Origin of the sequence: Caproiciproducens puteiluti, from assembly GCF_052442865.1 — a bacterium.
In the GTDB taxonomy this organism is placed as follows: Bacteria; Bacillota; Clostridia; order Oscillospirales; family Acutalibacteraceae; genus Caproiciproducens.
Map to the genome: position 1 here is coordinate 3,188,055 of NZ_CP194790.1, position 19,045 is coordinate 3,207,099.

Genomic DNA, 19,045 nt, shown 5'->3' on the forward strand with positions numbered 1-19,045 from the left:
AAACGGTTGTTCATTATATGCCGGAATCTCTGTTCCGGCTCCGTCCGGGCCCGCCGTCAGCTCCTGCGCCGCCTTACATCCTGCTGACATAGTCGTACAGCTCTTTGAATTCCTCCTGAAAGAAATAGCACGCCAGTATTTCCAGAAGATTGAAATCGTCCTCGCAGTCAAGGTCCAGCACCGCGGTGTCCCGCATCAGGAAAATATCGAATTTGCCGTCAAGGGGGGACTGTTTCAGCTTGCTGTACAGGCTGTTTCTGCGGTAGCAGTAGATCGACGCATTCATGTCGTAGACCTTCGGCGCCTGCTGCCGAGCCGTAAAGCCGCCGTCCAGCACCTTCCTCATTTCCCCTTCCCTTTGTTCCACCATATTGAAATAGGGGTTTCTTCTGGAGGGGACTGCGGAAAAGACGACATCCGTATCCGGATTTTTTATGGCTTTCTCAAGCGCCGATTCGATGTCCGTGGTCTTGCGCAAGGGCGACGTGATATCCAGATCGACGACATAATCGTACTGCCTGCCGAATTCCTGCTCCATCTCGTGAAGCGAGTGCCGGATGGCCGGAAGCTTGGGGGACACATCCAGGGCAAGCTCCTCCGGTCTTTTGATGCAGATCGGGCCGTAAGGTTCGGCCATTTTCAAAAGCTGGTCGCTGTCGCTGTTGACACAGACGTCCACCGTATCAAAACGGTGCTTTCTTTTAAAAAGACAGGCCGCCGCTATGGAATAATCGATCAGCGGTTTCCCGAAAAAGAGCCGCATGTTTTTATTTGGAATTCCTTTGGAACCGGCTCTGCCGCAGATCGTAATCAGAATGTTCATGGGACCTCCTTTCCCAAAGCAATATTTAAAATTGCCTGACAGCGGCGAAGATTGCTGTACGGAATTCTGTCGCAAATATGATCGATAAAAAAGCGCATTTCCCTGAGATAGCTTTCATTTTCCTCTTCCTCAAAGCGAAGCTGTTCCCTGCCGTCCGTAAACGAAAGGGTGTTTGACAGAAGATCGCCGGTAATGGTGCCGTTTTCAGTAAAAATTTCTATTTCCCGCCTCGGCACCCTGCCGAAATAATCCAGATGCACCTCGACCGCTTTATCCGGGTACCGGGCAAGGTAGACCGCCAGGTCCTCGCTGGAGATTTCAAGGCGCGAATATCTCCCCAAGACACTGGAAACCGTTTGCGGAAAGCCAAACAGAGCGACCAGATAATCCCACTCATGAATCAGGTCCAGCGCGACGCCGCCGCCCAGCTCCTTTCTGGCGCTGTACACCAGCCGGTAGTCGGCGCCCGGCCGCCAGTCCGGCAGATAGCTGGAACAGATGACCCTGACACTGTAAACCGGTTCCCCGGGTAGAATTTCCCCGAGCTTTTGAATCACGGGCGAAAACCGCAGCGGCCCCGCGACATAATACACGCCTTGGGGGTTCAGGTGCAGGGCTTCCAGCCGGTAATCCCCGCCGTCAAACAGCGGCTTTTCAATGAACAGATGCTTTGCCCTGCCCGCCATTGTCCGGATTGCGGCATAATGCAGGCTGGTGGGGTTGGTAATAAAGGCGATGTCATAATCGCTGCCGAGCTCCTCTTCGCCAAAAAGCTGCCCGGCAAGAAGCGCTTCCGTTTCCGTATCCAGCGCCGCGCCGGTTTTTCTCAGCGCGTAGATTTCCAATGGTAGGTTCCGCCCGCGGGCAACGGCGGTCAAATTCCGGAGGTGGCGTTTCCCTATGGAGCCCAGCCCGCAGAAACAGACCTTCAAGGCTCCCTCCCCTCGATTTTGTCGATCAGCCGCAGGGTTTTCCGGTCCTCCTCAAAGGTATACCGTTCCCTGTTTTTTCCGCCGGTTATTTTGTCGACAAATATCCTGAGCTCTTTCAGATAAGCGTTTTCCGTGATCGTCTCCGCATACTTTTCATCCCTGAGCACGTTGGAATCCGTTTCTATTCTTTCCGTCCTTTCTTCCTCTATATTGTATCGGTACAGGCTATCCGGCGTTCCATCCCAGGCAAGGTGCAGCTTTTCCGAATAGACAAGAAGGTTCCGTTCGGCTTTTCTGGAGACGACATCTACGATCCAGATTCCCTTGTTCCCGTTTTTATGTTCCAGCACAACGAAATAATTATCGGGGTACCCGAGCTCCAGCGAAGAAAGGTGGTCTTTGAAAACCGTAAGCCGCCTTATCTTCCCAAAGGTATGCAGAATCCACGGCAGTTCAATCGCAAAAATCTCCCGGCAGGCGTTGGTGCGCGGGTCGCTCACAAAAAAATCGCGGTAGTTTTCCCACGGATGCCAATCCGGCAGGTACTGGCCGACGTGGTACCGGTAATTCACCCTTTCCCGCTGCCCCAGAACACAGTCCCTGATCTTTTCGATCTCTCCGCGGTAAAGCAGGGTGGAGGACAAAAACAGTTTGACCCGGTGCTCTTCGGCGGCACGTAAAATCTCCTCATACCGGTCTGAAAGCAGGTTGATTTCACTGAAAATGTGCAGCCCCTTTTCCATGCAGTCCAGAATGACGGCGCCGTGGCTGGCCGGGGGAGTACAGACCAAAGCGGCAAACGGTTTTTCCCGTTCGACCGCCGTGTTTGCATCCGCGTAAACGGGGATGCCGAAAAGCGCCTGTGCCCGTGCCCTTCTCTCTTCCCGGAGGTCGGCCCCGCATACCGCAATGCCGTCAAAGTGGTTTAAGAGCAGTCCAATCCGCCTTCTGCCCATGGAGCCCAGACCAATCACCAGAAGCTTCATCGCAAATTTCCTTTCTGAACACCGGCCGTAAAATCCGCTCCCGCCTAAAACTCAATCCCTTCGTCTTCCTCAAAATCCCGGACGGCCCGCGCTCCCAGAACGTCGTACCAGCGCATCGGGGAAATCCCCGTCCCCGGCCTTTTCGACGTAATATTGTCCGCCGTAAACACCTCGCCCTTGAAAATCTTTCGGGACGCGACGATGCTTTTCCTGACAATGCTGCGGTTTTCCCTTTCGGAATCCGTTACATGCTTTTCCCCGCTGCCGAGTGCCTGCTCGACATTGCGGATGTCCGTGACCATCCTGCAGAGTTCATCCGGCTCTATGCTCGCCCGGTGGTCGGGGCCCTCCATCCCGCGGCTCAGCGTAAAATGCTTTTCGATGACCCGGGCCCCGAGCGCCGCGGCGGCAATCGGAACCTCGATTCCCTGCGAATGGTCCGACAGGCCTACCGGCAGCCCCAGCTGTTCTTTCAGGGTCTGCATGGCGCGCAGGTTGACGTCCCGCATGGGCGTCGGATACTGCGTGTTGCAGTGCAGCACCGTAACGTCTTTCTTCGCGTTCTTTTGCAGGACGGAGACGGCGTCCCGGATTTCCCAGAGCTCGCTCATGCCGGTCGACAGAAAAACAGAGCCGGGCAGCCCGGCGACGGTTTCCAGCAGCGGCAGATTCGTGATTTCGCCCGAAGGGACCTTGAGGATTTTTATGCCCAGAGAGGATAAAAACCGGGCGCTTTCCGTGTCAAACGGAGTGGACAGGAACCCGATTCCCGCCGCGTCGCAGTGGTCCTTCAGCCGCCGGAAATCCTCAAAGGACAGTTCCAGCTTTCTGACCATGTCCAGCATGGACTCTTCCGGTCCGGTGGTCTCTTTCTGATACGCCGCTTTCTTTGCGTATTTTGATATGATCGCTTCGCTTTTCCAGGTCTGGAATTTCACATAGTCCGCTCCGGCCTCCGCGGCGGCGTCAATCAGCCGGTAGGCCAGATCGATTCTGCCGTTATGGTTTACGCCCGCTTCCGCCACGATCAGTGTTTTTTTCATTTGCCCTGCCCCCGTTACGCCCGGTACTGGATCAGTCGGCCGTTGTCCGGGCGGAAGTCTTTGTCCGAAGCCGCGCGGATATCCAGCAGCTCCCGATAGGCTTCTTCCCAAAAGATATTTCGCCCGATATAATAATCCGCCAGGCCTTTTTTATGAAAGGATCTCTTGAATAGAAACAGACTATCCTGCGCCTCCACACCGCCGCCGAGGTGAAACTGCCGGTATCCGTTTTCGGCCCCCCAGCACGCCGCCGTGTAAAGCAGCAGGTTATTGGGCGACAAAGAAAAGGAGTCCCTCTGCGCCGCGGAAAGATGATAGTGCATCCGTCCGTTGCAGTACAGGATGATTGCGGAACAGATGGTTTCATCGTCCAACACCGCGTAAAACAGGCGGCAGCAGTCAGCCGTATTGGCAAAAAAATCGTTGAAGAATTCCTCGCTGAAATAATAATAGTCGGCGGCGTTTCTTCTGTGCATGGTATCGTAGTACAGCCGGACAAAGGTCCGCCGGGCTTCCTCACTCTGGCCGTTTTCAATCCGGATATGATTTTTCAGCGCTTTACGGACAGCGCCCCGGCACCTCGATTCCAGATTGGCGTTGATCACGGCCTGATCGGCGGTATCGATAAAAACGGTCTGCCTGTTTTTCCACAGCTCGCAGCTTCCCTCAAAAACCTTGTGATTCTGAAGGAGAGGATGGAAGCGAATGAACTGCGACACGATCCGGGCCGAACGGCAGTAGTCGTTGAGCTGTCTGAAAAAATCCCCGACCTCCCGCCCATCAAAGCCGTCTGTCAGCGGTCCGCCGTAGCCGTAGGGTGTTGACCAGTCAAAATACCGCCCCCGCTCCAGAATTCCGCCGTAAGGGGGAAAATCGGCGATATCGTTCTGCTGCACAACGTAGCAAAGCCGCAGCTTTTCCCCGCGATAAGAAAGCAAAAGCGGGTCGCCGTCCCCCGTATAGCGGAAAGCGGAAACATATCCGCTGAGATAGTACACGTCGTACCGGGGGAAAGAACGGACGATTGCGTCCCAGTTTTCCCGCTTTTCAAAAGGAATGATCTCAAGAGTTCCCATTGTTCTCCCCCACTCTGGAAAGCCCGGATTCCCCGTGCCGGATTTCCGCACACCCCGCCTGATAGAAATGCTTTTTCAGCAAACGTCGATAGTCCGGAACAGACCGGAGCGCCCTGACGATTTTTTGCGCGCTTCCGCCCATTCCGTACGGATTGACCGCGTCCGAGCAGTCTTTAGTAAACGCGGCCCGAACCGCTTTTTCTATTTCCTGCCTTTTCGCAGCGCAGTGAATAACGGAAGAAGCAAAAAGCCTGCCCTTTTGACGGTCGCCGATGTCGACCGTCGGCTTATGGAAGGAAGGGACCTCGTAAATCCCGCTGGAGGAGTTCCCCACCACCGCGTCCGCCTGAGCGATCAGGCTGAAATAGCGCGGCTGACCCAGGGACGGAAACACGGCGGCATTCGGATGGCAGGCCGCAAAACCGTCCAGCAGGCGGATGATTTCCCGCCCCTGCGGGTCGGCGTTCGGCTTTGTGAAGATCAGCCCCACGTCGGGGCCCAGGCTGTGCAGGGCCGCCGTCAGCTCCCGGAATTGCTCCCCGGAGTCCTTGGCGTCCAGCGTGACGGGGTGGAACGTAATCAGCAGATTCCTTTCCAGAAACCGGAAGGGAAGCGATTTTTCCAGCTCGGTGCGGCTCATTCCGGGCAGGGAAAGAATCCGGTCGATTCCAAGGCTGCCGACGTTGTAAATATGGGACGGGTTCTCGCCCAGCTGCCTGACCCTCCGGTCAGCTTCCGTGTTGGTCACAAAATGAAGCTGGGACATCTTTGTAATACTGTGCCGGATGGCCTCGTCAAAGGCACCCTCCGTCGTATCCCCTCCGCCGATATGGGCGATGGGAATTTTTGCAAAGAGCGCGGCCTGGGCAGCCGCCAGCATTTCGTACCGGTCGCCCGTCGCCACCAGCAGGTCTGGCTTCAGCTCCGAGAAAGCGTCCGCGAAGCCGATCACGCCTAGCCCCACGGACTTGGCGATTCCTACCGGGGTATCGCTCGACAGAAGCGTCTCCACTTTTTTATCGATGGGAAAGCCGTCCTCTTCGATTTCCCGGTACGTCAGCCCGAATTCCGGCGACAGGTGCATGCCCGTCGCGATCAGCTGCACCTGAAATTCCGGCGCTTGTTCCAGTTCCTTTAAAAGGGGATTCAGCAGCCCGTATTCCGCCCGCGTTCCCGTAACAACACAGATTTTTCGTACTGCGGCGCTCATGGGCTTTCCCCCAGATGGGCGCTGCTGGGAACGTTGATGATCCGCTGTTCCAGACTTTCCGCCGCGGACAAATCCATATGGGGACAGTCCCGGAACATTGGCAATTCACTCATTAAAGTCCAGGCCGGGCGGGTCAGAATCCCCTGCCGGTTGGTTTCGGAAAGGATACGGTCGCGCAGGGCCGTATCCTCCCGGTCAAGAAGCAGGACGTTCAGCCAGTAATTGCTTTTCGCGCAGGACGGTTCGCGGAAAAAAGAAATTCCGGGGACATCCGCGAAGGCCTGCCGATATTTTTCGGCAAGAGCCCGTTTCTTTCGGATAAACCCATCCAGCTGCTCCAGCTGGGCGCATCCGAGCGCGGCGTTGATGTTCGGCATCCGAAAATTATACCCGACGCAGTCATGGAGAAAAGCCCACTGGTGCGGCAGTTTTGCGGTGGTGCTGATATGTTTGGCCAATCCGGCAAGCTCTTCGTCGTTCGTGAGGACGGCCCCGCCCCCACCGGTGGTGACGATTTTATTGCCGTTGAAGCTGAGGGAGGAAAGCTTTCCGAAATTCCCGGTGTGGACGCCCTTATAATAGCTGCCCAGAGACTCCGCGGCGTCTTCGATCAGCTCCAGCCCATATTTTTTGCATACTTCCAGAAGCGGGTCGAGGTCGGCGGGATGACCGAACGTGTGCACGGCGATCACAGCCCGGATCGGCCGCCCGGTGATCCGATTGCGGCAGCAGCCGTCCTGCTGGTCGGTTATTTTTGCAAGATAGGCGTCCAGCTTCTCAGGGTCGGCCCCCAGCGTATCCGGATCGCTGTCTGTAAAATGAGGGATGGCTCCGCAGTAGCACACCGCGTTCGCCGTGGCGACAAAGGTCAGCGCGGGGACAAGCACCTCGTCGTCCCGCCCGATCCCTGCCAGCCTGAGGCACAGATACAAAGCGGCCGTCCCGTTGACTACCGCCACAGCGCGCTTCACTCCCGTAAACTGAGCGAGCTGCTCCTCAAACCGGTCCACATAGCTTCCCACGGACGACACAAAGCCCGAGTCGAGGCAGTCCCGCACATATTCCCATTCCCTGCCGCGAAAGCAGGGTTCGTGCAGCGGAACGGGCTTCTCCGCCCCGTTCAGCACTTCTTTCAGCGCGGAAAGGATATTTGAAATATCCTCGTTTTTTGCCGTACTCATAGATTATACCTGTCGGTCTTATACAGCTTCAGATGTTCGGGATCGCTGAACCATTCCGCGGTCTCTTTCAGTCCCCGTTTCAGCCCCTCCCTGCCCGCGTACTCCGGCTTCCAGCCGAACAGGCCGGAAGCTTTGGCGGTATCCGCGCAAAGGCGCTCCACCTCGCTTTTGGGGGGACGCACCCGCTCGGGGTCGGTTTCTATCTCGATTTCGGCCCCCATCACCTCCGCGATGAGCTGTGCTGTTTCTCCTATGGAAACCTCATAATTGCTGCCGATATTGACGACCTCGCCGACTGTTGCGTCACACCCGGCGGCTTCTATCAATCCCCGTACCGTATCCCGGACATAATTGAAATCCCGGGTGGGAGTCAGGGAACCGAGTCGGATTTTCCGTTTGCCCGCGGCGATCTGGGTAATGACGGTCGGGATGACCGCCCGGGCCGACTGTCTGGGTCCGTAGGTGTTGAACGGACGGACGACGGCGACCGGCGTGTGAAAGGAATCATAAAAAGAAAGAGCCAGCTGGTCGGCTCCGGTCTTTGACGCGGCGTAGGGGGACTGCGCGTGCAAAGGATGGGTTTCCGGTATGGGAACCGCCCGGGCCGTCCCGTAGACCTCACTGGTCGACGTGTGGATGATCTTTTCCGTCCCAAGCTCCCGCGCCGCCTGCAAAACGTGAAAGGTTCCCTTCATATTCGTGTCAATATATGCACCGGGAGAATAATATGAATAAGGGATCGCCACCAAAGCGGCCAGGTGAAAAACAACATCGCAGCCTTCCATTGCTTTTTTTACCCGGTAAGGATCCCTGATGTCCCCTTCCAGCACTTCCAGACTGCTTTTAATCTCAGCCGGGGACTGGTCGAGCCAGCCCCAGGAGTTAAACGAATTGTAACAGACAAAGGCGCGGACACTGGTTCCTTTTCTGACCAAACCTTCCGTCAAGTGGGAACCGATAAAACCGTCCGCGCCGGTAACCAGAATTCTTTTCCCATCGAAGTTCATCTTATTCCTCCTGACAAAGTTTCCGCTATTCTATAATATATTCCGCCATGTAAAAAATAGAAGTAATTCCCCTGGAGAATGTCGGCGTTTGCAAAATGGAGTGAATCTTATGTTAAAAAGTAAATTCCCCCTGATTACCTGCCGTTTAACAGATCAAAACGGCAACGCCTTAAACCCATGCGAACCGGGCGCGGTTCGCTATACGGAGCTATCGTCCCAAAAGGACCGTCCTCAGGAGCAGATCAGGCTCCCGGACGGGAAAACAGCCGTCCAAAGCATCGCGACCGTTCTGCTGGAGGGCTTCGTCACTGTGTCTCTGGACGGGAGCACGATGTCGGCCCCTCTTCCGTTCAGCATCATCCGGTGTATTTCCCTTTACGCGCCCCGGGGGACTCTGCTCCATTTTGCGGTAAGCAGCTTTCATTGCTGTGCCGTGCCGGTTTATCCCAAAAGCGATACCGGTACCGACCGGGTCAAAATTTTTATCAATGTCGACACCGCCGTCGATTCCAGATTAAAAGTAAACCTCCGGATTCCGGAGGTGGATTCTTCCCTTACGGTAAAAAATGCGGTTTGCATCCATGCTGACAGAATCTACGATTCCGTCCTTTTCAAAAGCGGAACCTCCCTGTACTATCAGAGCATGACCTTAAAAGCGGAGATTTACCAGTACAACGCTTTATCGGACGGAGTCAAAAAAGCATACACCAATCAGGACGAACTCACCCAATACGGTGACAGAGGGATTCTGTCCCCACGGGAGGTCTCCTACTGCAATGTGTTTGTGAACGGGGTTCTGCAGCCGAAGAAAAACTATGTAATCACAAAAGGCCTTCTGCAGCTGACAACAAAAAACGCGCCTGCCGCGGGGCAGGCGGTGATGATTTTGTTCGTCACCCTCCGGAATGACTCCAATCAGAAGATGCGGGTGATCAACGATCAGTACAACGCCGTTTCCGACGGCACGAAAAGGGTCTTTACGAATGAAGACGAACTGAAAAAATACGGCGGCCGGGGCATCCCAGACCCGAAAGAGGTCTCGTACTTCAATCTCTATGTCAACGGTGTGCTGCAGCCGACCAGAAACCATATCGTCCGCAAAGGGCTTCTGGAGCTGACCACGACGGACGTTCCCGAAAAAAATCAGCTGGTCATTCTGGAGGCGCTGGTCATCAGGGACCCGGACGGCCATCTTTTCAAGACGGAAACGTATCAGTTCAACGCCCGCTCCAACGAGGAAAAAGTCTATACCGATCAGGATCAGCTGCTGATGTACGGCGACAAAGGCATTCCGGACCCGAAGCAAAGCGCCTATCTGAATCTGTTTGTCAACGGCGTCATTCAGCCGGGCGTCAATTACGCGGTTCAAAAGGGCTATCTCATTCTGAAAACGCAGGACGCCCCCATAGAGGGGGCCCCCATTTCCCTGCAGTATGTCAACCACCACCCCGAAGGGCCCGTGTGCGGATGCGATATCTCCGATTGCGCCTTCCGCAGGTGGATCAGAAGATACTCGGAAGTGCCGGAAAAAGAGCTTGCTTCCCTGCGGGAGTTCGGAACGGTCCAAAAGCAGTTCGAAGCATCAGAAAAAAACGGAAGCATTCCGAAACAGGAACGCCCCTCTTTGTAATAAGCATATCCTCCAAAAAACAAACAGAGCGTATGACACAAGGTCGTACGCTCTGTTTGTTTTTCGCCGCCGGTTCAAACAGGCGGATCAGATTAGCTCAGCACGGTAAATTTAACGATGTTATAAAGATTGATGACAATAATCACAGCCATAAAGCCGATAAACAAACGGTCCACTGTTTCCTCTGAAATTTTCTGGTTTAAATGGCCGCCGATCATACCGCCGGTCACCCCCGCCACAACCATAAAAACAAGGATCAGCACACTGATCGGCGGGACGGAACCGTTGATCAAAGTCTGCAAAAGGCTTGCGAGCTGCGAAAACATGATGATATACAGAGAATTGGCGGCAGCCTTCTTGATGTCCATGGAAAAAAAGAAGAACAGAACCGTCAGATTGATAGGTCCCCCTCCAATACCAAGGAAGGAAGAAATAGCCCCCAGTGCTAAACCGATCAGGACACATCCCGCCAGACTGCTCACATGGCAGGTACGAATTCTGCCGGAATAAGCGCTGTACAGAAGTGCACCCAGTGTAACAATTAACAGCAGGCCCGCCTGTACCGAGCCCAGGTGGTTTTCATTTTGGAGCAGGGATTTCAGAATATCGAACAACGATTTCCCAATAATCCCGCCGAAAACGGAACCAACAGCAAGCGGCGTGCTTGTCCTGACATCGATCATCCCGCGATTTCTGGAATTTCTCAGCACGGAGATAACAGACATGGAAAGCACCGTGCAGCCTGAAAGAAAGCTGATGCTGCTGACGCTCATAACGCCGGCGGCGTCAAGCACAGGCTTGATAATTACGCCGCCGCCTACGCCGCAGATTCCGCCGATAACCGAAGCCGACAGACTGACTAAAAAAAACAGCCAAAGCATAAGCTGCCCCCATTGTTTTATCAAATATGAAGGAATCTGTTGAAACCGCAGCCAGTCATGGCAATTGCTTAGGCTGCCTTATTTCATAAACCTCCATTACCAAATCAATATTATTTTTCTATGGATAATTCTTTTATGTACTGTTTTACCAGCATAACGCAGTGGTTAATATAAGAATCTGTAGTAGAGCTGACTTCCGATGCAATCATAATCCTGCATCGGTTAAGAGGAACCAGTATTTTTTGAGCGGAAGAAGAGCTGATCGCAAAAGCCATAGCCGGAGTTAACTCCCCCAGCATCGAATTTGCTGAAATAATTGCCAAAGGGCCCAAAATAATGTCTGATTGTTTAGCCGTTTGAACAATCGCATTTTGCCCGGTAGCGCCGATATCAGCCCCACCTTTCATCATGCAGTTTGTGGCTATGGAGTTTGTACCCAGTGCACACAGAGTCACACCGTTCCCCTTGAGAAAGTTTTCTCTCAGCTTTATCATAAGAGATTTACCGATACCTCCGCCTTGCCCGTCTACAACAGATATCAAGATTTCTTTTTTTGACATAATGTATTCCTTTCATGCATTCACTTTCTGAGGGTCTCAGCAACCAATAAAAATGAAGCAGCCGGTACGGTAAGCGTTTCTTCCGCTGTGGAAGCGGGCTGACCGACAGGTCCGTAATTTATTTACAGTTTTATTTTATCAATAAAAATGCCATTACAGGCAAAGCGACATAGATGATCTTACAGATCTTCCCCCTGTCGAGCCGGCGAAAAAAATAAAGCCCAAGGAAGCCCGCGGCTATCGCCGCTGCCGACGCAGACACGATGTAGGGTGCTGCATCCAGCGTAATATTCCCATAAAGGTAATGCAGTAATGTAGAATACAGGCCTGCAATAATGAAGCTAAATTCTATGTTTGCTTTAAAGTTCAGATGGTCGTCACAGATGCTGAAATAATAGATCATAAAAAACGGGCCTACAATATTAAACATTCCGGTGGAGATTCCCGTCACCAACCCAAACAGGACCGCATTTTTTAACGACTTTTTGATCACCAGCCTATGTTTCTGAGAGATAATGAAATATACTGTCAGCAGCAGGATAAAAACCGCCAGAATAATGCGTAACATCCTTTCAGAGTTGTGCATTAAAATATACATCCCCAAAGGAGTCGTGAGCAGGCAGCAAAGCACCGGGACAAGGACGGTACGCAAAGATAGATTCTTATGCAGTATCGCAACCATCTGCAGGCCGATAGCGACTACAGTAATTGCTGAAATTGCCGAACATAAACGCATCGGCAGCACCAGCGGCATCAGGGCCATCGCAAGAATACCATATCCGAAACCAACAGACGCCTGCAAAAAGGCAGCAAGAAAGTTGATGACGACAATCCATAACAGATTGGTCATCTGAAATTCAAACATAGTACCTCCCAGGCGGCTTCACGGCCGCCATACATTAAAAGGTTGTGTGATACCGTTTGAGCGTCAGAGTATAACGATATCGATCCGCCAGATAAACCGTACGATTGAACATGATCGCACGGTCGCCCTCAACATAGGTGACGCGCTGTATCGCCAGTACCGGAGTGGTCACCTTTTGATTCAGCAGGGCGGCTTCCTCCAGAGTGGGGGTTTCCGCCGTGATGGCCTGATCGGCGGTAGTGATTTTATACCCGTTTTTCTCCAAAACCGGGTAGACAATATCATTGTGGAAATCCAAGCCTTCAAGCAGATATGCCACATTCATCGGCAGATATGTATAATCAATACCGAGAGTCTTCCCGTCAACATAAATCTGACGTATAATCATCAGCATTTTAAAGTCCTGCTCAATGTGCATAGCGGCGCACACTTCCGGCGGGGCCACAACATACTCCTGTTTTCGAACAACGACTTCGCATTTCATTTGCTTGATGGCAAATTCCTCTACAAAGCCCATGAGACTGTCCAGCTTATGATCGATTACTTTAATCGCAACGTAGTTTCCCTTACCCTGTTTTTTGACAAGTACGCCGTCTTTTACCAACTCGTTGAGTGTTTGCCGTACAGTAACACGGCTGATTCCATACATCTCTGAAAGCTCCCGCTCGCTGGGGAGTTTATCCCCACCCTTATACTCGCCTTCAGAAATTTTTTGAAGGATCGTGTCTTTAAGCTGTATAAACAAAGGTTTTCCGTTTCCTGGATATAACATGTAAACACCCAATTTCCGAATAAATTTATGAATTTTATTATAATACGGTTTCGAGCATTATACAAGCAATCCGGCTCTGCATGCTCTCCTCACCACCATTTGATCTGATCCGTTACATATTTCCTTATTTTGATAAATTCAGGATCCGTAACATCTCTTGGTCTCGGCAGATCAACGACCACTTCTTCTTTAATCGTTGTAGGCTTATTCGACATAATCAGGATCCGCTCTGCAAGGTAAACCGCTTCTTCTATATTATGGGTGATAAATACGACGGTACTTCCCAGTTCTTTCCACAAACGAATTACTTCATCTTCAAGATAAAATCTTAACTTTACGTCCATTTGCCCATAGGGCTCGTCCATCAGCAGCAGGTCGGGATTCATTGCAAACGCTCTCCCGATGATGATCCTCTGCTCGGAACTTACGGACAATTGATGGGGATAGGAATTTCTGAATTTTTCGAGTCCCAGCAGGGAAATGATATTTTCGACCCGCTCGTCGATTACCTTTTTATCCAGTTTCTTCAGTTCCAGTCCAAACCGAAGATTTTTTTCCACCGTAAGCCACGGTATGGCGGATGGTTCCTGAAACACAAAGGCTAAATTATGTTTTCTGGGGTCTGCAGACTCTCCGTCAATGAACAGATCGCCTTTGGACGGCATGTATATCCTGGTCAGCAGGTTTAGAAACGTGGTTTTTCCGCAGCCGGTCGGACCTACTACGCAAACGAATTCTCCCTTTTTAATATTGAACGAAATATCATTCAACACATGGAGGTTTCCAAAATATTTTGTCAGGTTCTTTACTTCAATTTTATAGTCCTGATTGCTCTCGCTCATGACATTTTCCTCCCGGCATTTATAATGCAAGATCCGTATTTTCAGATATTTCCTTACGGATGGATAAAAACTTTGGATCAATCGTATCACGAGGTCTCGGCAAATCAATATCATAGATTTCCTTTACTGTTGCCGGACATTCACTCAACAAGACAATTCTGTCGCCCAAATAAACCGCTTCCTCAATATTGTTGGTTACGAAGATAACGGTTCTTTTTTCCTGCTGCCAAATTCTCTGAACTTCCTCTTCCATGGAATATCTTGTCTGGGCATCCAACTGTCCAAAGGGCTCATCCATCACAAGTATTTCCGGATTATTGGTATACGCTCTGGCGATGCCTACTCTCTGTTTCATTCCGCCGGACAGCTGATTGGGATACGACTTTTCGAATCCCTTCAGACCAACAAGATCAATGTATTTCTGGACGGTTTCCCGGCGTATGTCCTTATTCACTCCGGCCATCTGCAGCCCGAACTCCACATTGCCCATAACTGTTTTCCAAGGCATAAGCGCCAATTTCTGAAACACCATGCCAATGCGCTTATCGCTCCCAACCAGCTTTTCTCCGTCGAGATAGGTATTTCCCTCCACGGATTTTTCCAGGCCGCCGATAATATTGAGCAGCACACTTTTACCGCAGTGGCCCGGCCCGAGGATAACTAAGAATTCATTATCGTATACATCCAGAGAGATATCGGAAACCGCATCAAACACCTTGTTATTTACCACATAGCTTTGAGATATGTTCTCCAGCCTTAATTTGACCTTTTTCTTGTCCATGGACATATCACTCCTTCTGCAATCTGTGTGACAATCGCAAGGATTGCCCCAACAATGCCAATGCAAATCATAGACAGGAGAACTAAGGCTTGATCTCCCGAATCCATACCTCTTGTAATCAAAAATCCTACTCCGGCTTTCGCGCCAAGCATTTCAGCCGCCAAAACGACCATCCAGCCTGCGCTTGCCGAAGTACGTATGCCTGCGAAAATAGCATCCAATGCGGAGGGAATCGCAATCTGGAACAGCATTTGCCTGCTGTTCGCATTAAAGATTGTTCCAACATCCAGATACAGTTTATTGACATTGCTCATACCAGCCTGTGTATTGACAACAACTGGCATCAATGCGCCGATAAAAACGATCAGGACTTTGGACCCTTCCCCGGTACCAAACCAGATTGTAATCAGGGGAATCCACGCTAACGGAGGCACTGCCCTGAAGGCGGTAAAAATAGGCCCGAACAGCGCGTTGCACTTTTTGCTCCAACCCAGCACGATACCGAAAGAAACTCCAATGACCCACGATAACAGCAGCGCTGTAAACACTCTCTGTAAGCTGATCAGAATATGTCCCCACAGGCTCAGGTTTTTGATTGGTTTTCTCAGCAGTTCAAGAAGCCGGTCCCACGTTGCTATCGGGGATGGGAACTGAGCATTTCCAAAGCTGGATGCGAAAAGCCAGAGGGCGATTAACAGAACAATGGAGACCACGGGAAGGACCTTATAAATCTGTTTCCTTCTTAATTCCTTTTTTTCCGATTCGCTTAATACAATATGTTTCTTCATAGTTTTTTCCATCCTAACACCTTATTTTCTACCATATTCAAAATGGCCGTAAACAATGTGCCAATGATTCCTATAACAACAATCCCCAGAATAATAATGTCAGGCCGCGCAAACTGTCTGCCCATCAATATCATATAGCCAAGGCCCGCCGACGCAGACAGCATCTCCGCTGCTACCAGTGTGGCCCATGCATTCCCCAGCGCCACCTTTATTCCGGCAAAGGTCATTGTCATGGATGAAGGAATGCCGATTTTCCGGAAAATTGTAAAATTCGAGGCGCCGCATGTCTTTGCAACATTTATCAGGACGGGGTTGGTCTGCTTAATACCGGTATATGCATTGATAACACAGGGGACAAACGCCGAAAAGAATACGATGAACGCTTTTGCCTGTAACCCAATGCCGAGCCAGACGATTGTAAGCGGGATCCACGATATTGGAGGGATTGGACGAATAATTTCAAAAACAGGGCGCATAAAGCTGTCGAACCCTCTGTACCATCCCATAAAAAGGCCCAACGGAATTCCAATAAGGATTGCCAGAAGAAACCCCGTCAAAGATACCTGCAGACTGGCTAACACATTTACGCCCAGAACCGCTCCGTCCGGCGCCGGATCCGTAAGCTTCACAACAAACAGATTGAATATAGCTAACGGTGACGCCAAAAATTTTTCGGAGAGCAATCCGGTGGAAACACTTATCTGCCATATAAGAAAGAAACCGAGCACTCCTATTACAGATAGCATTGCTAAAAAATACTGACTTTTTCTCTTTTGATTTTGTACAAATGCGATTCGTTCCTCGTTGCTGAATTTTTTCTTGGGTTGGTCCATTTTATTCCATCCCTTCCCCGTTTTCAGAAATATCTTTTGTCTTTTCCCCCGCAATCGCGGGGGAAAAGCACATCAAAACTTTATAGATGGATCTACCGAAAATTATTTTGCTGCCGATTCCACCAATGCTTTCGCTTCTTTGGCAATGGAGGGGTCAATTAATCCGTCATCCAATAATTTCACCCTGTCCTCAGCCTTGTATTTTCCCTGCTTGACAAAGAAATCCATTGTCACCAGAAGGTCATTTTCCGCCTGCAGCAAAGGTCTCTTCGTATACAGGCCTTTCGGGTCTTCTACCGTTTTTGTCATAAGCTCAATCGACTTGTCAAAGGAAGGGCATTTAAAGTAATCCATAATACGTTTCGCAAGGCTTTCGTCGACTTTGATGCCCTCTTCGTCGCAGGAATCTTTATAGTACGCAATCGCCTTGTTCTTATTTTCTTCGCTGGCATTGATCCAGTCCACTGTTTTGTAAAAAACGGCCCAGGTCTTTGTCAGAAGCTCCCTTTTGTCTTTCAACGCCTCCCGTGTGGATACAAGGCCGCTGGTATTGGTGATACCCAGTTTCCCGGCATCGTTGATTCTTACATAACCCTGATCTTCAGCGTTGCAGGCAAATGCATTCCATACTGCAAGACCGTCTCCCTGTCCCCCGTTAAATGCATTCAACGCACTTGATACGTCCATATTGACCGATTTGATGTCCGACATACTCAATCCAAGCTTTTCAAGCTGTGTCGCAAGCGTAAAGTGAGCAGTCGTTCCGACGGGATACAGCCACGTGGTACCCTTCCAGTTGTCGGGATTGGTAGGATCCTGTGCGATCTTACTGTCTTTTCTTACAAACAGTCCCTGATTATCTTCATAGTCGGCAATGCCGATCATCGGTGTGTCGTGTCCGATCTGTCCGACCAAAACGCCCGCAGAACCCGCACCGGCGATGTCCCAGTCGGCGTTTGCTTCCATCATGGCCGGACCATTGGTAAAGGTCTGGTAATCGACTTCAATATTGAGTTCTTTGAAAAATCCTTCCTTATCCGCAATATAGAACGGAATGGAAAGAGCGGAACCGGCAAAATATCCCACGCGCAGTGTTTGAGTGTCTTTAAAAGGTTCAATGCCAAAAGTTGTCTTGCCTCCCGTTGAGCTTTTTTCTCCGGATGTGGCTTCCGAACTGTTCTGTGCCTGTCCGCAGCCGCTTAAAAGGGATGTACACAATGTCAAAATCAGTAGTGCGCTCAGTAATTTCCTTTTCATACTTAAACCTCCCAGATATTTTATTGTCAATATGGGAATTCAATATTCCAGCTTCTTGAACGCCCATATTTTGGCCCTGAACCTTTATCGAAATGCTTTAGGGATTTTCAAAGAGCTGGGGAACAGATCAGTCGTCCTTCATACAGAGATGAACAGCGCCGAGCTTATAGGTCTGCGGCAGGGCAAGAATATTCGGGTTCGGTCCGACAAACTTCTTCTCAGCATCGGCCAGTGCTTCCTCAAATGTCGCACGGGTTTTCAGGCCCATACTTCTTGCGATTCCCGGCTCTCTGGCTCCCACAATATAGATGGCACTCGTATCCATCTCCGCAATATGACCGCAGCTCATCATGCTGAACCCGTGGAACGGATGGAACGCATTCGCAAAACGATACTGGCGAATGTACTCTTCCTTTGTGGCGAAATACTCTCCATAATGATTCATATCCGGCAGTACCTGATTGTAATCATGCTGGAACATCTCATGCAGCTCACGCAGATAAGGCCATCTTTCTTCATGAAAATAGCCGTCGCAGATACTGGAAACAATAAATACACAATGGTCCGACATAATCCGTTTATGACGGATGACCTGAGCGGACAGCGCCTGCATCATCTGAATCGGGTTGGTGCCCATACCGTTTCCATAGTGGAAATCCGTAGGCATACCGAACACAACTACATCATATTTCTTATCCGCCCATTTAACAAACGTGCGCTTGTCCGCTGTTTTCCAGCTCACGGGCTGCATTTCTTTTGCCCAGCCGCTGTTGATCTCAATCTGGCGGGAGTACGTATCCAGCACCGCGTCACAGCAGAAAAACTTTTTGCCCATTTTTTCTTCCATGAGCATCCCCTGCTGGTCGAACTTATGGCGCATCTCACTGTGTGTCGAAACAGGGACGAAGTCGGGCCGGTGCATTACTTCCGGCACGTGATGCGCTGAGATGCTTCTCCAATGGCTGATGCCCGTCGCGCAGTGTTTATAGCCGCCGGAGTAGGCCCCGTACGGATTCCCCTGAGTATGACCGATCAAGATCGCGACATCCGCGTCATATACATATTTGTTCATAATGACATGGTCGCCGTGCTCCGTGAATCCCAAATCGACCAGATGGTCATAATCTTCACTGTCATGGCTTGTAATCTGACCGGAAAAATAAAACTCGTGGAACAGGTCGTCACCAAGAATCGTTTTCATTTCCTGTACGGTCGTACGGGGATGAAGGCCGTTGGAGAACAGCAGCAGGATGTCTTTTTTCTCCACACCCGCGGAATACAGCTCGTCAAGGCAGGCACGGACAGAGACCTTGCGGTGACTCGTTGGCTGGTTGCCCCCCTTAACGATATCCGGAATAACAATGACGACCGTACTTCCTTTATGTGCCAGTTCTGTCAAAGTCTGCATTCCAATCGGGTTACGGATGGAATCGAGAGTCGCCTTGTACAGAGTATCCCAGTCCTGCGGAAGACACGCCGGATCAGGTACGGTCGTACCCGGGATAAATACGTCCGTGTTATCCGGCAGATTTGCGTTCATAAGGCCCTGACCATATTCAAAGGACAGCTGCTTCATAA

At 51.0% G+C, this 19,045-nt stretch carries 19 protein-coding genes; 1 reads left to right on the forward strand and 18 read right to left on the reverse strand.

Translation table 11 applies throughout. The features are described from left to right. Window positions 1-73: 73 nt before the first annotated feature. Genes ACRQU7_RS15490 through ACRQU7_RS15525 form a run of 8 tightly spaced genes read right to left on the reverse strand, consistent with a single transcriptional unit; the run spans window position 74 to window position 8,258 of the window. Window positions 74-823, reverse strand: coding sequence for an acylneuraminate cytidylyltransferase family protein (locus ACRQU7_RS15490; RefSeq protein WP_444641663.1), 750 nt, complete (start codon window positions 821-823; stop codon window positions 74-76). Continuing rightward, window positions 820-1,755 carry a Gfo/Idh/MocA family protein gene (locus tag ACRQU7_RS15495; protein ID WP_444641664.1) on the reverse strand — a complete coding sequence of 312 codons (936 nt, stop codon included), beginning with the start codon at window positions 1,753-1,755 and terminating at the stop codon, window positions 820-822. Before ACRQU7_RS15495 ends, ACRQU7_RS15490 begins: the two co-directional genes overlap by 4 nt. Next, window positions 1,752-2,741 (reverse strand): Gfo/Idh/MocA family protein, encoded by a 990-nt coding sequence (locus ACRQU7_RS15500; protein WP_444641665.1) that lies wholly within the window; start codon window positions 2,739-2,741, stop codon window positions 1,752-1,754. Before ACRQU7_RS15500 ends, ACRQU7_RS15495 begins: the two co-directional genes overlap by 4 nt. Window positions 2,742-2,785: 44 nt before the next feature. After that, window positions 2,786-3,784, reverse strand: a complete 999-nt coding sequence (neuB, locus tag ACRQU7_RS15505) for an N-acetylneuraminate synthase (RefSeq protein WP_444641666.1) — start codon at window positions 3,782-3,784, stop codon at window positions 2,786-2,788. A 14-nt stretch (window positions 3,785-3,798) separates the two neighbouring features. Next, window positions 3,799-4,860, reverse strand: coding sequence for a GNAT family N-acetyltransferase (locus tag ACRQU7_RS15510; RefSeq protein WP_444641667.1), 1,062 nt, complete (start codon window positions 4,858-4,860; stop codon window positions 3,799-3,801). Beyond that, window positions 4,847-6,070: a UDP-N-acetylglucosamine 2-epimerase gene (gene neuC / locus ACRQU7_RS15515; RefSeq protein ID WP_444641668.1), complete on the reverse strand. Its 1,224-nt coding sequence runs from the start codon at window positions 6,068-6,070 to the stop codon at window positions 4,847-4,849. Before neuC ends, ACRQU7_RS15510 begins: the two co-directional genes overlap by 14 nt. After that, window positions 6,067-7,251 carry a LegC family aminotransferase gene (locus ACRQU7_RS15520; protein WP_444641669.1) on the reverse strand — a complete coding sequence of 395 codons (1,185 nt, stop codon included), beginning with the start codon at window positions 7,249-7,251 and terminating at the stop codon, window positions 6,067-6,069. The genes neuC and ACRQU7_RS15520 overlap by 4 nt, the downstream gene beginning before the upstream one ends. Then, window positions 7,248-8,258, reverse strand: a complete 1,011-nt coding sequence (locus ACRQU7_RS15525) for an NAD-dependent 4,6-dehydratase LegB (protein WP_444641670.1) — start codon at window positions 8,256-8,258, stop codon at window positions 7,248-7,250. The genes ACRQU7_RS15520 and ACRQU7_RS15525 overlap by 4 nt, the downstream gene beginning before the upstream one ends. A gap of 109 nt (window positions 8,259-8,367) precedes the next feature. Between ACRQU7_RS15525 and ACRQU7_RS15530 the strand changes: the two genes are divergently transcribed. Continuing rightward, window positions 8,368-9,888 (forward strand): DUF4183 domain-containing protein, encoded by a 1,521-nt coding sequence (locus ACRQU7_RS15530; protein ID WP_444641671.1) that lies wholly within the window; start codon window positions 8,368-8,370, stop codon window positions 9,886-9,888. A gap of 92 nt (window positions 9,889-9,980) precedes the next feature. Here the strand turns inward: ACRQU7_RS15530 and ACRQU7_RS15535 are convergent, their stop codons facing one another. The 10 genes from ACRQU7_RS15535 to ACRQU7_RS15580 form a co-directional block, all read right to left on the reverse strand. Then, entirely contained in the window at window positions 9,981-10,769 is a 789-nt protein-coding gene (locus ACRQU7_RS15535; RefSeq protein WP_444641672.1) for a sulfite exporter TauE/SafE family protein, read from the reverse strand. Window positions 10,770-10,879: 110 nt separating this feature from the next. Beyond that, on the reverse strand, window positions 10,880-11,329 hold the full coding sequence (locus ACRQU7_RS15540; RefSeq protein WP_243122505.1) for a DUF3842 family protein: 450 nt from the start codon (window positions 11,327-11,329) through the stop codon (window positions 10,880-10,882). A 130-nt stretch (window positions 11,330-11,459) separates the two neighbouring features. Further along, window positions 11,460-12,194: a sulfite exporter TauE/SafE family protein gene (locus ACRQU7_RS15545; RefSeq protein ID WP_444641673.1), complete on the reverse strand. Its 735-nt coding sequence runs from the start codon at window positions 12,192-12,194 to the stop codon at window positions 11,460-11,462. Window positions 12,195-12,228: 34 nt separating this feature from the next. Further along, on the reverse strand, window positions 12,229-12,939 hold the full coding sequence (locus tag ACRQU7_RS15550; RefSeq protein WP_038325637.1) for a GntR family transcriptional regulator: 711 nt from the start codon (window positions 12,937-12,939) through the stop codon (window positions 12,229-12,231). 116 nt (window positions 12,940-13,055) lie between these two features. Then, window positions 13,056-13,808 (reverse strand): ABC transporter ATP-binding protein, encoded by a 753-nt coding sequence (locus tag ACRQU7_RS15555; protein WP_141826146.1) that lies wholly within the window; start codon window positions 13,806-13,808, stop codon window positions 13,056-13,058. A 19-nt stretch (window positions 13,809-13,827) separates the two neighbouring features. Further along, complete coding sequence (locus ACRQU7_RS15560; RefSeq protein ID WP_444641674.1) at window positions 13,828-14,589, reverse strand: ABC transporter ATP-binding protein; 762 nt, start codon at window positions 14,587-14,589, stop codon at window positions 13,828-13,830. Beyond that, window positions 14,565-15,377 (reverse strand): ABC transporter permease, encoded by an 813-nt coding sequence (locus tag ACRQU7_RS15565; protein ID WP_444641675.1) that lies wholly within the window; start codon window positions 15,375-15,377, stop codon window positions 14,565-14,567. Before ACRQU7_RS15565 ends, ACRQU7_RS15560 begins: the two co-directional genes overlap by 25 nt. Beyond that, a complete protein-coding gene (locus ACRQU7_RS15570; RefSeq protein WP_444641676.1) occupies window positions 15,374-16,210 on the reverse strand; it encodes an ABC transporter permease in 837 nt (278 codons plus the stop codon). Before ACRQU7_RS15570 ends, ACRQU7_RS15565 begins: the two co-directional genes overlap by 4 nt. A 102-nt stretch (window positions 16,211-16,312) precedes the next feature. Continuing rightward, window positions 16,313-17,467 carry an ABC transporter substrate-binding protein gene (locus ACRQU7_RS15575; protein ID WP_444641677.1) on the reverse strand — a complete coding sequence of 385 codons (1,155 nt, stop codon included), beginning with the start codon at window positions 17,465-17,467 and terminating at the stop codon, window positions 16,313-16,315. 127 nt (window positions 17,468-17,594) lie between these two features. After that, window positions 17,595-19,043, reverse strand: coding sequence for a lactate racemase domain-containing protein (locus tag ACRQU7_RS15580; RefSeq protein ID WP_444641678.1), 1,449 nt, complete (start codon window positions 19,041-19,043; stop codon window positions 17,595-17,597). Between the last annotated feature and the right edge of the window lie 2 nt (window positions 19,044-19,045).